Here is a 15,462-nt window from a genome sequence, read left to right as displayed (position 1 = left end):
TTCATAATCAGCAGCCACGGGGCCGGCGTTAGTATCGAGACACCGCCAAGAATAAAAAGGAACTCGCCCATGTCGTACTTCCCCGCTGTCGACAAGATTCGCTATGAGGGCCCCGCCAGCGATTCGCCGCTTGCCTTCCGTCACTACGACGCCAACAAACTGGTGCTCGGCAAGCCCATGCGCGAGCACCTGCGCATGGCGGTCTGCTACTGGCATACCTTCGTCTGGCCGGGGTCGGATGTGTTCGGTGCCGGTACCTTCAAGCGCCCGTGGCAGCACGCTGGGGATCCCATGGAGCTTGCCATCGGCAAAGCCGATGCGGCCTTCGAGTTCTTCTCCAAGCTGGGCATCGACTACTACTGCTTCCACGACACCGATGTCGCCCCGGAAGGCAGTTCGCTCAAAGAGTACCGCGAACACTTCGCCCAGATGGTCGACCACCTGGAGCGCCATCAGGAAGAGACCGGGATCAAACTGTTGTGGGGCACCGCCAACTGCTTCAGCAACCCGCGTTTCGCCGCAGGCGCCGCCAGTAACCCAGACCCGCAAGTATTCGCCTGCGCCGCCGCGCAAGTGTTCAGCGCCATGAACGCCACCCAGCGTCTCAAAGGCTCCAACTACGTGTTGTGGGGCGGCCGTGAAGGTTACGAAACCCTGCTCAATACCGACCTGAAACGCGAGCGCGAACAGCTGGGCCGCTTCATGCGCATGGTGGTCGAGCACAAGCACAAGATCGGTTTCAAGGGCGACCTGCTGATCGAGCCCAAGCCCCAGGAACCGACCAAGCACCAGTACGATTACGACAGCGCCACCGTGTTCGGCTTCCTGCAACAGTTCGGCCTGGAAAACGAGATCAAGGTCAACATCGAAGCCAACCACGCGACCCTGGCCGGACATAGCTTCCATCACGAGATTGCCACGGCCGTCTCCCTGGGCATCTTCGGCAGCATCGACGCCAACCGCGGCGACCCGCAGAACGGTTGGGACACCGACCAGTTCCCCAACAGCGTCGAGGAAATGACCCTGGCCACCTATGAAATCCTCAAGGCCGGCGGCTTCGGTAATGGCGGGTTCAACTTCGACTCCAAGGTCCGGCGCCAGAGCGTGGACGATATCGACCTGTTCCACGGCCACGTCGCCGCCATGGACGTCCTCGCCCTCGCCCTGGAGCGCGCGGCAGCCATGGTGCAGAACGATCAGTTGCAACAGTTCAAGGACCAGCGCTATGCCGGCTGGCAGCAGCCGTTTGGCAAAGCGCTACTGGCCGGTGACTTCAGCCTTGAATCACTGGCCGAGCATGCCTTCACCAACGACCTGAATCCCCAAGCCGTCAGCGGTCGCCAGGAGATGCTCGAGAACGTGGTCAATCGGTTCATCTACCCCTGACAACGGGCAATGGTCGGGGCGCAGGGGCTGTTACATTCGCGCGACAAATCTGTGCCCACGGCGCTCTGCAACGCTCTACAGTTCTACCCGGTATCACGCTCATCGTCAGGCAGTGTCTTTCAAACAACAATAAAAGGACGCACCACATGAATACATTCAAACGTACCCTGCTCGCCGGCGCCCTCGCCCTGCTCTCGCTTCCGGTCATGGCCGATGCGGCCCATCCGAAGATCGGCTTTTCCATCGATGACCTGCGCCTGGAACGCTGGTCGCGGGACCGTGACTACTTTGTCGCGGCGGCGGAAAAACTCGACGCCAAGGTCTTCGTCCAGTCCGCTGATGCCAACGAGCAGAAGCAGATCTCGCAAATCGAAAACCTGATCTCCCGTGGCGTCGATGTGATCGTCATCGTGCCATTCAACGCCACCGTGCTGACCAACGCCGTCGCCGAAGCCAAGAAGGCCGGGATCAAGGTCGTGTCCTACGACCGACTGATCCTCAACGCCGATATCGACGCCTACATTTCCTTCGATAACGAAAAGGTCGGCGAGATGCAGGCCAGCGGCGTGCTGAAGGCTGCGCCCAAGGGCAACTACTTCCTGCTCGGTGGCGCGCCGACGGACAACAACGCCAAGGTCCTGCGCGAAGGCCAGATGAAGGTGTTGCAACCGGCCATCGACAAGGGTGACATCAAGATCGTCGGCCAGCAGTGGGTGAAGGAATGGAACCCCACCGAAGCCCTGAGCATCGTGGAAAACGCCCTGACCCGGAACAACAACAAGATCGATGGCATCGTCGCCTCCAACGACGCCACCGCCGGCGGCGCCATCCAGGCCCTGGCCGCCCAGAAAATGGCCGGCAAGGTGCCGATCTCGGGTCAGGACGCTGACCTGGCAGCGGTCAAGCGGGTGATCGATGGCACCCAGACCATGACCGTCTACAAGCCGCTGAAACTGATCGCATCCGAAGCCGCCAAGCTCTCGGTGCAACTGGCGCGCAACGAGAAGCCCAGCTTCAGCTCGCAGTACGACAATGGCAGCAAGAAAGTCGACACCATCCTGCTCACCCCCACGCCGTTGACCAAGGACAACATCGACCTGCTGGAAAAGGACGGGTTCTACACCAAGGCGCAGATCGCCGGGCAGTGATCTGACCAGGCAATCAAGCAAAAAACCTGTGGGAGCGAGCTCGCTCGCGATAGCGGTGGTTCAGCTTGCATCAATGTTGGATGTACTGCCGCCATCGCGAGCAAGCTCGCTCCCACACAGGTCACATGGCTTGACTGCCTGCCCCACTGCTGATGTGTGAGCCCTTTTCCATGAGTCCTTGCCATGTCCGACTACCTGCTGCAAATGAACGGCATCGTCAAGACCTTTGACGGCGTCAAAGCCCTGAACGGCATCGACATCAAGGTCAGGCCGGGGGAATGTGTCGGCCTGTGCGGTGAGAACGGCGCCGGCAAATCCACGCTGATGAAGGTGCTGTCGGCGGTCTATCCCTATGGCACTTGGGAGGGCGAGATTCTTTGGGACGGCCAGCCGCTCGAGGCGCAGTCCATCAGCGAAACCGAAGCCGCCGGGATCGTCATCATTCACCAGGAGCTGACCCTGGTCCCCGACCTGTCGGTGGCTGAAAACATCTTCATGGGCCACGAACTCACGCTGCCCGGCGGACGCATGAACTACCCGGCGATGATCCATCGCGCCGAAGCCCTGATGCGTGAACTCAAAGTGCCGGACATGAACGTCTCGCTGCCGGTTTCGCAGTACGGCGGTGGCTACCAGCAACTGGTGGAAATCGCCAAGGCGCTGAACAAGCAGGCGCGGCTGTTGATCCTCGATGAGCCCTCCTCGGCCCTGACCCGTTCGGAAATCGAGGTGCTGCTGGACATCATCCGCGACCTCAAGGCCAAGGGCGTTGCCTGCGTCTACATCTCCCACAAGCTCGATGAAGTGGCCGCCGTATGCGACACCATCTCGGTGATCCGCGATGGCAAACACATCGCCACCACCGCGATGACGGACATGAGCATCCCGAAGATCATCACCCAGATGGTCGGACGGGAAATGAGCAACCTCTACCCCACCGAACCCCATGACGTCGGCGAAGTGATTTTCGAGGCGCGCCACTTCACCTGCTACGACGTCGACAACCCCAGGCGCAAACGGGTCGACGACATTTCATTGGTTCTCAAGCGTGGGGAAATCCTCGGCATCGCCGGGCTGGTCGGCGCCGGCCGCACGGAACTGGTGTCAGCGCTGTTCGGCGCCTACCCCGGCCGCTACGAAGGTGAAGTCTGGCTGGGCGGCAAAAAAATCGACACGCGCACACCGCTCAAGTCGATCCGCGCCGGCCTGTGCATGGTCCCCGAGGATCGCAAGCGCCAAGGCATCATTCCTGACTTGGGCGTGGGCCAGAACATTACCCTGGCGGTGCTGGACAACTACTCGAAACTGACCCGCATCGACGCCGAAGCCGAGCTGGGCAGCATCGACAAGGAAATCGCGCGCATGCACCTCAAGACCGCGAGCCCGTTCCTGCCGATCACCAGTCTCTCCGGCGGCAACCAGCAAAAAGCCGTGCTGGCGAAAATGCTCCTGACCAAACCCCGCGTGCTGATTCTCGATGAGCCGACCCGTGGTGTGGACGTCGGTGCCAAGTACGAGATCTACAAGCTGATGGGCGCGCTGGCGGCCGAAGGCGTGTCGATCATCATGGTGTCCTCGGAGCTGGCCGAGGTGCTGGGGGTTTCCGACCGCGTCCTGGTGATCGGCGAAGGCCAGTTGCGCGGCGACTTCATCAACCACGAACTGACCCAGGAACAGGTGCTCGCCGCCGCGCTCAGCCATCCCGATGGCCATAACAATAATGATCGGAAGTCCGCGTAGATGAATCAGGTCAAACAGCTGTTTTCCCGCTACAAAATGCTCGCGCTGGTGATCGCCGTGGCGCTGATCTGGCTGTTCTTCAGCTGGCAGACCGAAGGTGGGTTCGTGACCCCGCGCAACCTCTCCAACCTGCTGCGGCAGATGTCCATCACCGGGATCCTTGCCTGCGGCATGGTGCTGGTGATCATCAGTGGCGAAATCGATTTGTCGGTGGGCTCATTGCTTGGGCTATTGGGTGGCCTGGCGGCGATTCTCGACGTGGTCTATCACATCCCGCTGCTGGCGAACCTGAGCCTGGTGGCCCTGTGCGGCTTGGTGATCGGCTTGGGCAACGGCTACATGACCGCCTACCTGCGTATCCCGTCGTTCATCGTCGGGTTGGGTGGCATGCTCGCGTTTCGCGGCGTCCTGCTGGGAGTCACCGGCGGCACTACCATTGCCCCGGTGTCACCGGAGCTGGTCTACGTTGGGCAGGGTTACTTGCCGCACACGGTCGGGACCGGGCTCGGCATCCTGCTGTTCGCCCTGACGCTGTTCCTGACCTGGAAACAGCGACGCAACCGTGCCCTCCATGGCCTCGCGGCCCACTCCCTGGTGCGCGACGTTTTGCGCGTGGTGGTGATCGGCGCGGTGCTGGCCGGGTTCGTCTATACCCTCAACAGTTACGACGGCATCCCGGTGCCGGTGCTGCTCCTGCTGATCCTGCTGGGCGTATTCAGCTACGTCACCAGCCAGACCGTGTTCGGCCGACGTGTCTATTCGGTGGGCAGCAACATGGAAGCCACGCGCCTGTCCGGCATCAACGTGCAGGCCGTGAAGCTGTGGATCTTCGGCATCATGGGCGTGATGTGCGCCCTCGCCGGCGTGGTCAACACCGCACGCCTGGCCGCCGGTTCACCCTCGGCCGGCAACATGGGCGAACTCGACGCCATCGCCGCCTGCTTCATCGGCGGCACCTCCATGCGCGGCGGCTCCGGCACGGTCTACGGCGCCCTCCTCGGCGCGCTGGTCATCACCAGCCTGGACAACGGCATGTCCATGCTCGACGTCGACAGTTATTGGCAGATGATCGTCAAAGGCAGCATTCTGGTGCTGGCGGTGTGGGTGGATGTGAGTACGCGGACGGGGCGGCGCTGACCTGTACCCGTCACTTGCTGGCAGACGCCATCAGCACGCCGAACCCCAGGAAGGTGATGCCCGACAATTTGCCGACAATCCTGGCGCCCTGGCTCGACGAGAGCCAGCCCCTGGCGCCATTGGCCATCAGCGCATAACCAGAATGCACCAGTACCACAAGCACGCTATAGGACGACACCAGCAAGAAGAACTGGCTGTAGTAATCGCCCTCCGGCTTGATGAATTGAGGGAACACGGCGAGGAAGAAAAACCCGGCCTTGGGGTTGAGCAACTGGATCGACAGCGCCTCGCCGAAGCGCCGCCACGGGCGCGTGGACGTGACCGTGAGTTCGGGCACGAAGCGTTGGGTACGCCACATCTTGATGCCCAGGTACAACAAGTACAGCGCGCCGATGTATTTCAAAAGCGTGAAGGCCGTCGCCGAGGCGGCCAGGATCAACCCCAAGCTGCTGGCGCAGATACCCGCCACGATAAACGCGCCCGAGGCGATCCCGAAGATGCCCGGCAGCGCACCGCGCCAGCCATGGCGCAAGGCATTGGAAATCGTCAGCACCACACCGGGGCCCGGGCTGAGCACCGTCAGGGTCGCCAGGATCAGAAAAAGTCCGTAACTGGCCATGCATCACTCCACATTGAAGGCGAATTGCTGTGGCCTTCAGGGTGGCGTGGCACCGGGACGCTGACAAACGCTTTAATTACAGCGCATATGTGACTAAATTAGACACATGATCGCCAACCTGCCCCCGTTGAACGCCGTACGCGCCTTCGCCGCTGCCGCTCGCCACCAGAGTTTCAGCCGCGCCGCCGAAGAACTGCACGTCAGCCATAGCGCCGTCAGCCGCCACGTAAAGTTGCTCGAAGAGCGCTTGGGCGTACTGCTGTTCGAACGTCGAACCCGCCAGTCCTTGCTCACCCCGGCCGGCCGGGCTTTCTACGAACAGGTCAATGAGGCACTGAACCAGATCGCCAACGCCGCCACCGCACTGACGCGCAGTGCTGCCCAGCGCAAAGTGACCATCAACGTGCGCCCCTCCTTCGCGGTGCGTTGGCTGATCCCGCGACTGCCGGACTTCATGGCGCGCCACCCGGACATCAAGCCCGACGTCGTCACTAGCACCCGGCCTCCCGATCCATCACGGGAAACGTTCGACGTGGTCATCCGCCGCGGGCACGCCGGCTGGTCGCCCCACGTACAGCCCACAGTGCTGCTGGAAGACGACCTGCTGCTGGTCGCCGCACCGTCGTTGTTGCACAGCATGCCATTGGAAAGCATGCCCGACCTGGCCCGGCACACCTTGTTATCGGGCAGGACGCGCAGCAGCGATTGGCAAGACTGGGCGGAACACGCAGGGATCGAGCCATTGAACAACCTGCCGACCCTGCAATTCGATCACATGCACCTCGTACTGCAGGCCGCCGTCGATGGGCTGGGCGTGGCGCTGTGTCCGGCTTCGCTGCTGGGCAGGGATTTGTCCAACGAGCGGCTGACCTGTCCACTGCCGTCGTTGCGCCTGCCGTTAGCCCGCTATTACTACGGGGTGTCCAGGGATGCGGTGGCTGAGACGCAGGTTTTTGTTGATTGGTTGCTAACCCATTGTGGGAGCGAGCTTGCTCGCGATAGCGCCCTGTCAGCCGACATCAATGTTGACTGATCGAATGCCATCGCGAGCAAGCTCGCTCCCACAGGGGAATTGCGTTAGCCGGGAGATGCCTTATGCGCTTTGGAGCGCGGCCAACGGTGGTCCGAAAATCTCGTAGGAATTTACCTCCCGTGGCGAGGGAGCTTGCTCCCGCTGGGGCGCGAAGCGGCCCCAAACCAGGCACCTCTTTTCGCCAGGTACTCCGCAGGTACCGGTTTTGCGACTGCTGCGCAGCCGAGCGGGAGCAAGCTCCCTCGCCACAGGGGGAGCGTGCGTCCTACAGGTCGGTTGTGGGTGCCGGGATCGACTTCTATAGTTGGGTCGTCGCTGGCTTTGGCCGGTGGCTGGGTTTCGCAGCCCGATAGATACGCTGGCAACCAGGCATCATAAAAGTAACAATGGGCGCGTTTGGCGTTCAACGTCACTTATGGTGGCTGTGTGTGGGAGATCTTCGGGTCTGCCGAGTTCCTCGTATCCTCGGTCTGCGAACCCACATGCAGCTACCACCCGTTCGTTTCGCAGCGAATTGCAGTAGCTATCTTTCTTGATATGAGGAAATTAGTAACTATGCGCCAGAATCCTTTGGATCAACGCTTCACCCCCCTGACCCAAACCGCCACCACCCACCCTGTCCTGCTGATCGACACCCAAGCCCCACTCCCCGAACTCCACGCCTGTGCCAGCGAACGCCTGCACGCCACGCTCGATTACCTGACCTTGGTGGCGTGCAGCAGCCTGCGTGACTCAGCAACGAGCGACATCAACACCATCACCAACGTCGCCCGGATCCTGGTGCAGGATGTGGCGGATGTGTTCGGCGTGATCGAACAGCGCGGGCTCGAAGGCTAAAAACTTGTGGGAGCGAGCCTGCTCGCGATAGCGCCCTGTCAGCCGACATCAATGTTGACTGATCGAATGCCATCGCGAGCAAGCTCGCTCCCACAGGGGACTTGGGCCGGCCGCAAAATCGAGACGCTCCACCGATCAAAATGTGGGAGCGAGCTTGCTCGCGATGGCGGCGGCAGGAGCGACATTTGCGCAAGCTGACCCGCCGCTTTCGCAAGCAAGCTGACATACCCACTTGCCAAACCTGATGACCGGAAGCTACTGTCAGCACCATGAACCTGCCACAGATTGCCTCGACCACCACAACCACGACCGCCAAGGCGGGTCGTGAGGTGTCGTGAGTCAATAACACACGTATCTCAAAGGCCCGCCAGCGATGGTAAGGGCCTTTTCTTTTGCCCTTGCGTCGCTGGCCAAAACGCAAGGAAAGCACCATGCACGCTCTGTTGATTCTCGATATGCAAGTTGGGTTGTTTCACGGCCCGGATAAACCCTGGGCCGGCGAAGCGTTGCTGGACACGTTGAATGGCTTGCTGCTCAAAGCCCGGAAGGCCGGGGCACCGATTTTCCTGGTTCGCCACGTAGGCCCGCCAGGCTCGCCCATCGAGCCTGCAAGCCCACTGACCCAACTGGTGCAGGAACTGCAGTTGGAGGGTGATGAAGTCATCTTCGAAAAAACCCGCCCCAGCGCCTTCACCCAGACAGGCCTGGCAGAGCGGCTAAAGGCTTGCGATGCTGAAGGCCTGGTCATCACCGGTATGAAAACCCAGTATTGTATCGACAGCACCTGCCGAGCCGCGCGGGACCTGGGGTTCGACGCGGTCCTGATCGCCGACGGCCATACCTGTTCCGACACGCCTGAATTGAAGGCAGAAATGATCGTCGCCCATCACAACGCAACCCTGGCAGGCGCCTTCTGTCGTGTCGTTCGCGCTGAGGACTGGTGCTTCTAAACTCCATCACAAGATCGGCTCACGTCGGGCCGGTCTTGTTCAACAAGCGGAGCTCACTGCATGGACCCGTTGCAACCCTCGCAATGCGCAAACATGGAGGACATCCGACGCGAAATCGATGCCCTCGACCAAGCGGTCATCACGCTGCTGGGCAAGCGCTATCAATACGTGCTCGCGGCCTCTAAATTCAAGACCTCGGCGGCTTCGGTGCAGGCACCGGAGCGTTTCAAGGCCATGCTGGCGACACGACGCGTGTGGGCAGAGGCCGAAGGCTTGAACCCGGATGCCATCGAGAAGATGTACAGCGACCTGGTGCATCACTTCATTGCCGAAGAAATGAAGCGCTGGACGGCGAATCAGTCCCCCAACTGAACCGCAGTCGGTAATGGCTCCCATCCTCCGCAGGATCAGAAGCAGTCACCGACAACGGTTGTGCGCCTTTGCCCACTGATGCCCTCGGAAAATAACCAAAAGCCCATTAAGAGATCGACCACGACAAAGGTAAATCAACGCCTTGGTTGTGCTGCGCTTCGCTCCGTTTCGCCAGCGTCAAGAATTGGAAATTTGACACTACAACGCCATCACCTATCGTTCCTCCCGAGACCGCACCCAGGGACCGGGTGGCCCGGACACCCTTTGAAGGGCGGTCGTCACTGTCATTACCCTCAAGGAGCAACAACATGTCTGGAGCGACCCAAACCATTGATGTGCTCGTCAATGTTGACGCCGATTACCTGCTCGCCCACCCCAATGACGTAGGCGGTGCGATTGCCATGCTGGTGACCCGCAGCGCCATCGACAGCCACGCCAACATCTCCAGTGGCGAAGGCGAAGGCGGGAACGAGTTGTGGTTCGACGTAAAACCCGGCGACATCATTCGCTGGCGCGCCACCACGCTGTCGCGCAACTTCGACCGCATCGCATTGATCAAAAACGTCGTGATCGGCGACCCTCATCAGGGCGGTGACTACAAGGGCACCATCTCGACCCCGCAATCTTTCAATATCCCCGGCATTCCAGTGCCGTATCTGGACAATGGTGCCCCCGGAGGCATTGCCAAGACCGATGTGACCTATACCGTCTGGCAGTCCACTGCGCTGAGCCCGGGAAAGCTCTGGTACCAAATCGTCTTCGTTCTGCTGGACCGTAACCTGAACCAGATCGGCCCGAACAACACATGGGACCCCTACATCACCGTCAATAATCAATAACTGAAATGCACACAGCCCCGGTCGGTTCCCTTCGTCGTTGACGAGGGCGCCGGCCGGGGCTGTGTGCAGGTTCTACTGCATTTCCTTCCTAAGCCGCTTTTTCAAACTCCATCAATGCCGCCAGCACCAACGGGTGCAGGACAGCGTCGGGATGTTTCGTTTGCCAGGCCATCAAGTCGCGATACATGGTCGGCGTCCAGAAGCTCTTTATGTGCTGGTACACGCCCCGCACCGCCACCGCGTGATCCGGCTCACTGGCGAAATACTGGGCGATCTGGTTGGCCATCTTGATCAAGCTGTCAGAGCTCATCGACGCACCTCGGCTTTCTCGGCATGGCGACGTTCCCTGAGCAAGCGTCCCTGTTCATCACTGAAGGCCTGGTAGCGCTTCTGCCATTCCGAAGGCTGGCTGACCCGCACGATCTCCACCGCCGTGACCTTGTATTCCGGGCAGTTGGTGGCCCAGTCGGAGTTGTCGGTGGTGATCACGTTGGCGCCCGACTCCGGGAAGTGGAACGTGGTGTAGACCACCCCCGGTGCCACCCGCTCGGTCACCTTCGCGCGCAGCACCGTCTGCCCGGCACGGCTGCCGATACCCACCCAATCTTCGTCGACGATCCCGCGGTTCTCGGCGTCGGTTGGGTGAATCTCCAACCGGTCCTCCTCGTGCCAGGCCACGTTGTCGGTACGCCGGGTCTGGGCGCCGACGTTGTACTGGCTGAGGATGCGTCCGGTGGTCAGCAACAGTGGATAGCGGCCGTTGACCTTTTCCTCGGTGGGCACGTAGCCGGTGAGCATGAAACGGCCCTTGCCCCGCACGAACTGATCGATGTGCATGGTTGGCGTACCGTCCGGCGCGGCATCGTTGCAGGGCCATTGCAGGCTGCCGTGACGATCCAGTTCGGCGTAGCTGACACGGGTGAAAGTCGGCGTCAGGCGGGCGATTTCATCCATGATTTCCGAAGGATGGTTGTAGTGCATCTTGTAGCCCAGCGCATCGGCCAGGGCGATGGTGGCTTCCCAGTCGGCCTTGCCGGCCAACGGGTCCATCACCTTGCGAACGCGGGAGATGCGGCGTTCGGCGTTGGTGAAGGTGCCGTCCTTCTCCAGGAACGAGCTGCCCGGCAGGAACACGTGGGCGAACTTGGCCGTCTCGTTGAGGAAGATGTCCTGGACAATCACGCATTCCAAAGCGGACAGCGCGGCCGTCACATGCTGGGTGTTGGGGTCGCTCTGGGCGATGTCCTCGCCTTGGCAGTAAAGCGCCTTGAAGGTGCCGTCCAGGGCCGCCTCGAACATGTTGGGGATGCGCAGGCCCGGGTCGGGTTGCAGGGTCACGTTCCACGCCTGTTCGAACTCGGCGCGTACCGCTTCGTTGGAAATATGCCGATAGCCCGGCAGCTCGTGGGGAAACGAGCCCATGTCGCAGGAGCCCTGGACGTTGTTCTGGCCACGCAGCGGGTTCACCCCGACGCCTTCGCGACCGATGTTGCCGGTGGCCATGGCCAGGTTGGCGATGCCCATGACCGAGGTGCTGCCCTGGCTGTGCTCGGTGACGCCGAGGCCATAGTAGATGGCCGCGTTGCCGCCGGTGGCGTAGAGCCGTGCCGCGGCGCGGATCTGCTCTGCAGGCACGCCACACACCGGGCCCAGGACCTCGGGGGAGTTTTCCGGCAGGCTGACGAAATCACGCCAGCGAGCGAAGTCCGCCGCCTCGCAGCGTGCCTCGACAAAAGGCTGGTCAATCAAGCCTTCGGTGGCAATCACATGGCCCAACGCGTTGAGCATTGCCACGTTGGTGCCCGGACGCAATTGCAAGTGCAGCTCGGCGCGGGCGTGAGGCGAATCCACCAGGTCGATGCGCCGTGGGTCGATGACAATCAGCCGTGCGCCCTGGCGCAGGCGGCGCTTGAGCTGGGAGCCGAATACCGGGTGCGCGTCAGTGGGGTTGGCGCCCATCACCAGGATGACGTCGGCTTTCATCACCGAGTCGAAGTTCTGGGTGCCGGCGGACTCGCCCAAGGTCTGCTTGAGGCCGTAACCGGTAGGCGAATGGCAGACACGGGCACAGGTGTCGACGTTGTTGTTGCCGAACGCGGTGCGCACCAGTTTCTGCACCAGGTAGGTTTCTTCGTTGGTGCAGCGGCTGGAGGTGATGCCGCCGATGGAGTCGCGCCCGTACTTGAGCTGGATCCGGCGCAATTCGCTGGCGGCGTAGGTGACCGCCTCGTCCCAACTGACTTCCTGCCACGGGTCGTCGATGTGCTTGCGGATCATCGGCTTGGTGATGCGGTCCGGGTGCGTGGCGTAGCCCCAGGCGAAGCGCCCCTTGACGCAGGAGTGGCCGTGGTTGGCCTGCCCGTTCTTGTCCGGGACCATGCGCACCAGTTGTACGCCTTTCATCTCGGCGCGGAACGAGCAACCCACGCCGCAGTAGGCGCAAGTGGTGATGACGCTGCGCTCCGGCTGGCCGATCTCCACGACGCTCTTGTCGATCAGGGTCGCCGTCGGGCACGCCTGTACGCAGGCGCCGCAGGAAACGCATTCGGAATCGAGGAAGTTGTCGCCGCCGGCCGCTTCCACCCGGGAATCGAAGCCGCGTCCGGTGATCGTCAGGGCGAAGGTGCCCTGGATTTCCTCGCAGGCACGCACGCAGCGGTTGCAGACGATGCACTTGCTCGGGTCGTAGTCGAAATACGGGTTGGAAACGTCCTTGGCCTCGGCCAGGTGGTTGGCACCTTCGTAGCCGTAGCGCACTTCGCGCAGGCCCACCTGCCCCGCCACGGTCTGCAATTCGCAGTTGCCGTTGGCCGGGCATGTCAGGCAGTCCAGCGGGTGGTCGGAAATGTACAGCTCCATCACGTTGCGCCGCAGCGTGGCGAGCTTGGAGGTTTGCGTGCGAACCACCATGCCTTCGGTTACCGGCGTGGTGCAGGACGCGGGATAACCGCGCATGCCGTCGATCTCCACCAGGCACATGCGGCAGGAGCCGAAGGCTTCCAGGCTGTCGGTGGCGCAGAGTTTGGGGATGGTGGTGCCGAGCAAGGCCGCGGCACGCATGACCGAGGTGCCGGAGGCGACGCTGATTTCACGCCCGTCGATGGTCAGGCTGACCTGCACGTCGCTTTCACGCGCCGGGGTGCCCAGGTCGATATCGCTGCTGGGATCGAAGATGTTGATCATTGGTCGGCCTCCGTGGTCGCCAGACCGAAGTCGGCGGGGAAATACTTGAGGGCACTGGCGACGGGGTAGGACGTCATCCCACCGAGGGCACAGAGCGAACCGTATTGCAGGGTGTCGCACAGATCCTGCAACAGCAGGGCCTGTTCCTGACGGGCACCGGCTTCGGTGCTGGCGATCAAGCGATCCACCACTTCCACCCCACGGGTGGAGCCGATCCGGCACGGCGTGCACTTGCCGCAGGATTCCTCGGCGCAGAACTGCAAGGCGAACCGGGCCATCTGGGCCATGTCCAGGCTGTCGTCGGCGACCACCACACCACCGTGGCCGAGCATCGCGCCCATGGCGGCGAACGCTTCGTAGTCCAGCGGCGTATCGAATTGCGCAGGCGGCACCCAGGCACCCAACGGCCCGCCCACTTGTGCGGCCTTCAGGGGCCGACCGCTGGCGGTACCGCCACCATAGCTTTCCACCAGTTCACGCAGGCTCAGGCCAAAGGCGCGCTCCACCAGGCCGCCGTGACGGACGTTACCGGCCAGTTGGAACGGCATCGTGCCCAGGGAACGGCCCATGCCGAAGTCGCGATAGAACTGCGCGCCCTTCTCCATGATCACCGGCACCGAGGCCAGGGTCACCACGTTGTGCACCAGCGTAGGCAGCCCGAACAGGCCTTGAATCGCCGGCAGTGGCGGTTTGGCGCGAACCGTGCCGCGCTTGCCCTCGAGGGATTCCAGCAGTGCGGTTTCTTCGCCACAGATATAGGCGCCGGCCCCGACACGAACCTCAATGTCGAAGGCGCAGCCGCTACCGCTCACGTTCGCCCCCAGATAGCCGGCGTCGCGAGCGATGCGCAGCGCTTCGTTCAGCGTACTGATGGCGGCCGGGTATTCCGAACGCACGTAGATGTAGCCCATCGTCGCGCCTACGGCGAGGCCGGCGATGATCATGCCTTCGATCAGCAGGAAGGGGTCGCCCTCCATCAACATGCGGTCGGCGAAGGTGCCTGAGTCGCCTTCATCGGCGTTACACACCACATACTTCTGTGCACCCACGGCATCGCGCACCGTGCGCCACTTGATGCCCGCCGGGAACGCCGCACCGCCCCGACCGCGCAGGCCGGAATCCAGCACGCTGGCGACCACATCTGCGCCATCCATCTGGATGGACCGGGCCAGGCCCTGGAAGCCGCCCTGGGCACGGTAGTCGTCCAGGGACAGCGGTTGCGTGATGCCGGCGCGCGCGAACAGCAGGCGCTGCTGGCTCTTGAGATAGGGAATCTCCTCCACCGGGCCCAGGGCCAGCGGATGGCTGCCGGGATCGCCTGCCAGCGCATCCAGCAGGCCCGGCACATCGGCCGGTGTGACAGGGCCAAAGCCCAACCGGACGCCGGCGTTTTCAAGCTCCACCAGCGGTTCCAGCCAATAGAGGCCACGGGAACTGGTGCGCAACACCGTCAACGGCAGCTGTCGACGTTCAGCCTCACGGGCCAACGCATCGGCCACCTTGTCCGCGCCCACGGCACGGGCTACCGAATCGCGGGGGATACAGAGCGTCAGCATGCGCCCTCCTCCATGCAATCATTGACCAACTGACGTAGACGCTCAGGCGTGATCCGCGCATGCAACTCCCCATCCAGCTCCAGGGCCGGCGAGCAGACGCAGGCACCCAGGCAATAGACCGGCCGCAGGCTGATGCTGCCATCGGCGCTGGTACCGTGATCGTCCAGCGCCAGTTGCTCGCGCAACTGCGCAGCCAGGGTCTCGGCGCCCATGCTCTTGCAGGACTCAGCCCGGCACAGGCGCAGGGTATGGCGCGCCGGCGGCGTGGTGCGGAAATCGTGGTAGAAGCTGATGACCCCGCGCACTTCAGCCTGGCTGAGGTTGAGGGCGTGGGCGATCTCCGGGACGGCGCTGTCGGGGACATACCCGCAGCCTGCCTGGATGGCATGGAGAATAGGCAGCAGGGCACCAGGGGTGTCCTTTTCGCGCGCAAGCACGCTGTGGATCAAAGGCAGGTGAAGCGTCTCATCGGGCATAAACGTACCTCGGCATCTCGAACGACACCACCGCATAGCGGCAGCCGTCCGGAGTCTTGGCTGCGGCGTCCGGCCCACGTCACGGTCGCGTGGCACATCCGATCGCCATTCTCGCTCTCCGGCCAGGTGTCTTTGGCGCACCTGGTCCGGGGCATCCTCACAGCTTGCCACTACCGGGGGTTGGCG

14 protein-coding genes are annotated in these 15,462 nt (G+C 62.4%); 9 read left to right on the top strand and 5 right to left on the bottom strand.

Annotated features, from left to right (window positions below; genetic code table 11):
* Positions 1-69 precede the first annotated feature (69 nt).
* The 4 genes from xylA (at position 70) to QMK47_RS13745 (ending at position 5,411) form a co-directional block, all read left to right on the top strand.
* Positions 70-1,386, top strand: coding sequence for a xylose isomerase (xylA, locus tag QMK47_RS13760; RefSeq protein ID WP_253474274.1), 1,317 nt, complete (start codon positions 70-72; stop codon positions 1,384-1,386).
* Between the two features lie 146 nt (positions 1,387-1,532).
* Positions 1,533-2,534, top strand: a complete 1,002-nt coding sequence (xylF, locus tag QMK47_RS13755) for a D-xylose ABC transporter substrate-binding protein (protein WP_253474271.1) — start codon at positions 1,533-1,535, stop codon at positions 2,532-2,534.
* Between the two features lie 183 nt (positions 2,535-2,717).
* Positions 2,718-4,274, top strand: a complete 1,557-nt coding sequence (xylG, locus tag QMK47_RS13750; RefSeq protein WP_320390413.1) for a D-xylose ABC transporter ATP-binding protein — start codon at positions 2,718-2,720, stop codon at positions 4,272-4,274.
* The gene (locus QMK47_RS13745) at positions 4,275-5,411 is read left to right on the top strand and encodes a sugar ABC transporter permease (protein WP_003201312.1); all 1,137 of its coding nucleotides are present in this window, start codon (positions 4,275-4,277) and stop codon (positions 5,409-5,411) included.
* A gap of 10 nt (positions 5,412-5,421) precedes the next feature.
* On the opposite strand, the gene QMK47_RS13740 is transcribed toward QMK47_RS13745, so the two are convergent.
* Positions 5,422-6,030, bottom strand: a complete 609-nt coding sequence (locus tag QMK47_RS13740; protein WP_253474266.1) for a LysE family translocator — start codon at positions 6,028-6,030, stop codon at positions 5,422-5,424.
* Positions 6,031-6,136: 106 nt separating this feature from the next.
* Between QMK47_RS13740 and QMK47_RS13735 the strand changes: the two genes are divergently transcribed.
* The 5 genes from QMK47_RS13735 (at position 6,137) to QMK47_RS13715 (ending at position 10,061) form a co-directional block, all read left to right on the top strand.
* Positions 6,137-7,063: a LysR substrate-binding domain-containing protein gene (locus QMK47_RS13735; protein ID WP_258691071.1), complete on the top strand. Its 927-nt coding sequence runs from the start codon at positions 6,137-6,139 to the stop codon at positions 7,061-7,063.
* 555 nt (positions 7,064-7,618) lie between these two features.
* The gene (locus QMK47_RS13730; RefSeq protein ID WP_320390412.1) at positions 7,619-7,900 is read left to right on the top strand and encodes a fructose-bisphosphate aldolase; all 282 of its coding nucleotides are present in this window, start codon (positions 7,619-7,621) and stop codon (positions 7,898-7,900) included.
* 431 nt (positions 7,901-8,331) lie between these two features.
* A complete protein-coding gene (locus QMK47_RS13725) occupies positions 8,332-8,850 on the top strand; it encodes an isochorismatase family protein (RefSeq protein ID WP_320390411.1) in 519 nt (172 codons plus the stop codon).
* Positions 8,851-8,910: 60 nt separating this feature from the next.
* Complete coding sequence (locus QMK47_RS13720; RefSeq protein ID WP_214511707.1) at positions 8,911-9,222, top strand: isochorismate lyase; 312 nt, start codon at positions 8,911-8,913, stop codon at positions 9,220-9,222.
* A gap of 308 nt (positions 9,223-9,530) precedes the next feature.
* Positions 9,531-10,061, top strand: a complete 531-nt coding sequence (locus tag QMK47_RS13715) for an AidA/PixA family protein (protein WP_018602248.1) — start codon at positions 9,531-9,533, stop codon at positions 10,059-10,061.
* A gap of 88 nt (positions 10,062-10,149) precedes the next feature.
* Here QMK47_RS13715 and QMK47_RS13710 read toward each other — a convergent pair whose 3' ends face one another.
* Genes QMK47_RS13710 through QMK47_RS13695 form a run of 4 tightly spaced genes read right to left on the bottom strand, consistent with a single transcriptional unit; the run spans position 10,150 to position 15,276 of the window.
* On the bottom strand, positions 10,150-10,371 hold the full coding sequence (locus tag QMK47_RS13710) for a formate dehydrogenase subunit delta (protein ID WP_018602246.1): 222 nt from the start codon (positions 10,369-10,371) through the stop codon (positions 10,150-10,152).
* Positions 10,368-13,244 carry a formate dehydrogenase subunit alpha gene (fdhF, locus tag QMK47_RS13705; protein ID WP_320390410.1) on the bottom strand — a complete coding sequence of 959 codons (2,877 nt, stop codon included), beginning with the start codon at positions 13,242-13,244 and terminating at the stop codon, positions 10,368-10,370. The genes QMK47_RS13710 and fdhF overlap by 4 nt, the downstream gene beginning before the upstream one ends.
* Entirely contained in the window at positions 13,241-14,800 is a 1,560-nt protein-coding gene (locus QMK47_RS13700) for a formate dehydrogenase beta subunit (RefSeq protein ID WP_258691068.1), read from the bottom strand. The genes fdhF and QMK47_RS13700 overlap by 4 nt, the downstream gene beginning before the upstream one ends.
* On the bottom strand, positions 14,794-15,276 hold the full coding sequence (locus QMK47_RS13695) for a formate dehydrogenase subunit gamma (RefSeq protein WP_003201284.1): 483 nt from the start codon (positions 15,274-15,276) through the stop codon (positions 14,794-14,796). The genes QMK47_RS13700 and QMK47_RS13695 overlap by 7 nt, the downstream gene beginning before the upstream one ends.
* Positions 15,277-15,462 lie beyond the last annotated feature (186 nt).

Source organism: Pseudomonas sp. P9_35, from assembly GCF_034008205.1.
GTDB classification, from domain to species: Bacteria; Pseudomonadota; Gammaproteobacteria; order Pseudomonadales; family Pseudomonadaceae; genus Aquipseudomonas; species Aquipseudomonas kilonensis.
Note: the sequence above shows the minus strand (reverse complement) of the source record. Positions and strands in the feature narration are given on the sequence as shown.

Excerpts from the sequence above, each read along its gene's own strand:
- xylG (WP_320390413.1), top strand. The coding sequence starts at position 2,718 with ATGTCCGACTACCTGCTGCAAATGAACGGCATCGTCAAGACCTTTGAC.
- QMK47_RS13730 (WP_320390412.1), top strand. The coding sequence starts at position 7,619 with ATGCGCCAGAATCCTTTGGATCAACGCTTCACCCCCCTGACCCAAACC.
- xylA (WP_253474274.1), top strand. The coding sequence starts at position 70 with ATGTCGTACTTCCCCGCTGTCGACAAGATTCGCTATGAGGGCCCCGCC.
- QMK47_RS13700 (WP_258691068.1), bottom strand. The coding sequence starts at position 14,800 with ATGCTGACGCTCTGTATCCCCCGCGATTCGGTAGCCCGTGCCGTGGGC.
- QMK47_RS13735 (WP_258691071.1), top strand. The coding sequence starts at position 6,137 with ATGATCGCCAACCTGCCCCCGTTGAACGCCGTACGCGCCTTCGCCGCT.
- xylF (WP_253474271.1), top strand. The coding sequence starts at position 1,533 with ATGAATACATTCAAACGTACCCTGCTCGCCGGCGCCCTCGCCCTGCTC.
- fdhF (WP_320390410.1), bottom strand. The coding sequence starts at position 13,244 with ATGATCAACATCTTCGATCCCAGCAGCGATATCGACCTGGGCACCCCG.
- QMK47_RS13725 (WP_320390411.1), top strand. The coding sequence starts at position 8,332 with ATGCACGCTCTGTTGATTCTCGATATGCAAGTTGGGTTGTTTCACGGC.
- QMK47_RS13695 (WP_003201284.1), bottom strand. The coding sequence starts at position 15,276 with ATGCCCGATGAGACGCTTCACCTGCCTTTGATCCACAGCGTGCTTGCG.
- QMK47_RS13720 (WP_214511707.1), top strand. The coding sequence starts at position 8,911 with ATGGACCCGTTGCAACCCTCGCAATGCGCAAACATGGAGGACATCCGA.
- QMK47_RS13740 (WP_253474266.1), bottom strand. The coding sequence starts at position 6,030 with ATGGCCAGTTACGGACTTTTTCTGATCCTGGCGACCCTGACGGTGCTC.
- QMK47_RS13715 (WP_018602248.1), top strand. The coding sequence starts at position 9,531 with ATGTCTGGAGCGACCCAAACCATTGATGTGCTCGTCAATGTTGACGCC.
- QMK47_RS13710 (WP_018602246.1), bottom strand. The coding sequence starts at position 10,371 with ATGAGCTCTGACAGCTTGATCAAGATGGCCAACCAGATCGCCCAGTAT.
- QMK47_RS13745 (WP_003201312.1), top strand. The coding sequence starts at position 4,275 with ATGAATCAGGTCAAACAGCTGTTTTCCCGCTACAAAATGCTCGCGCTG.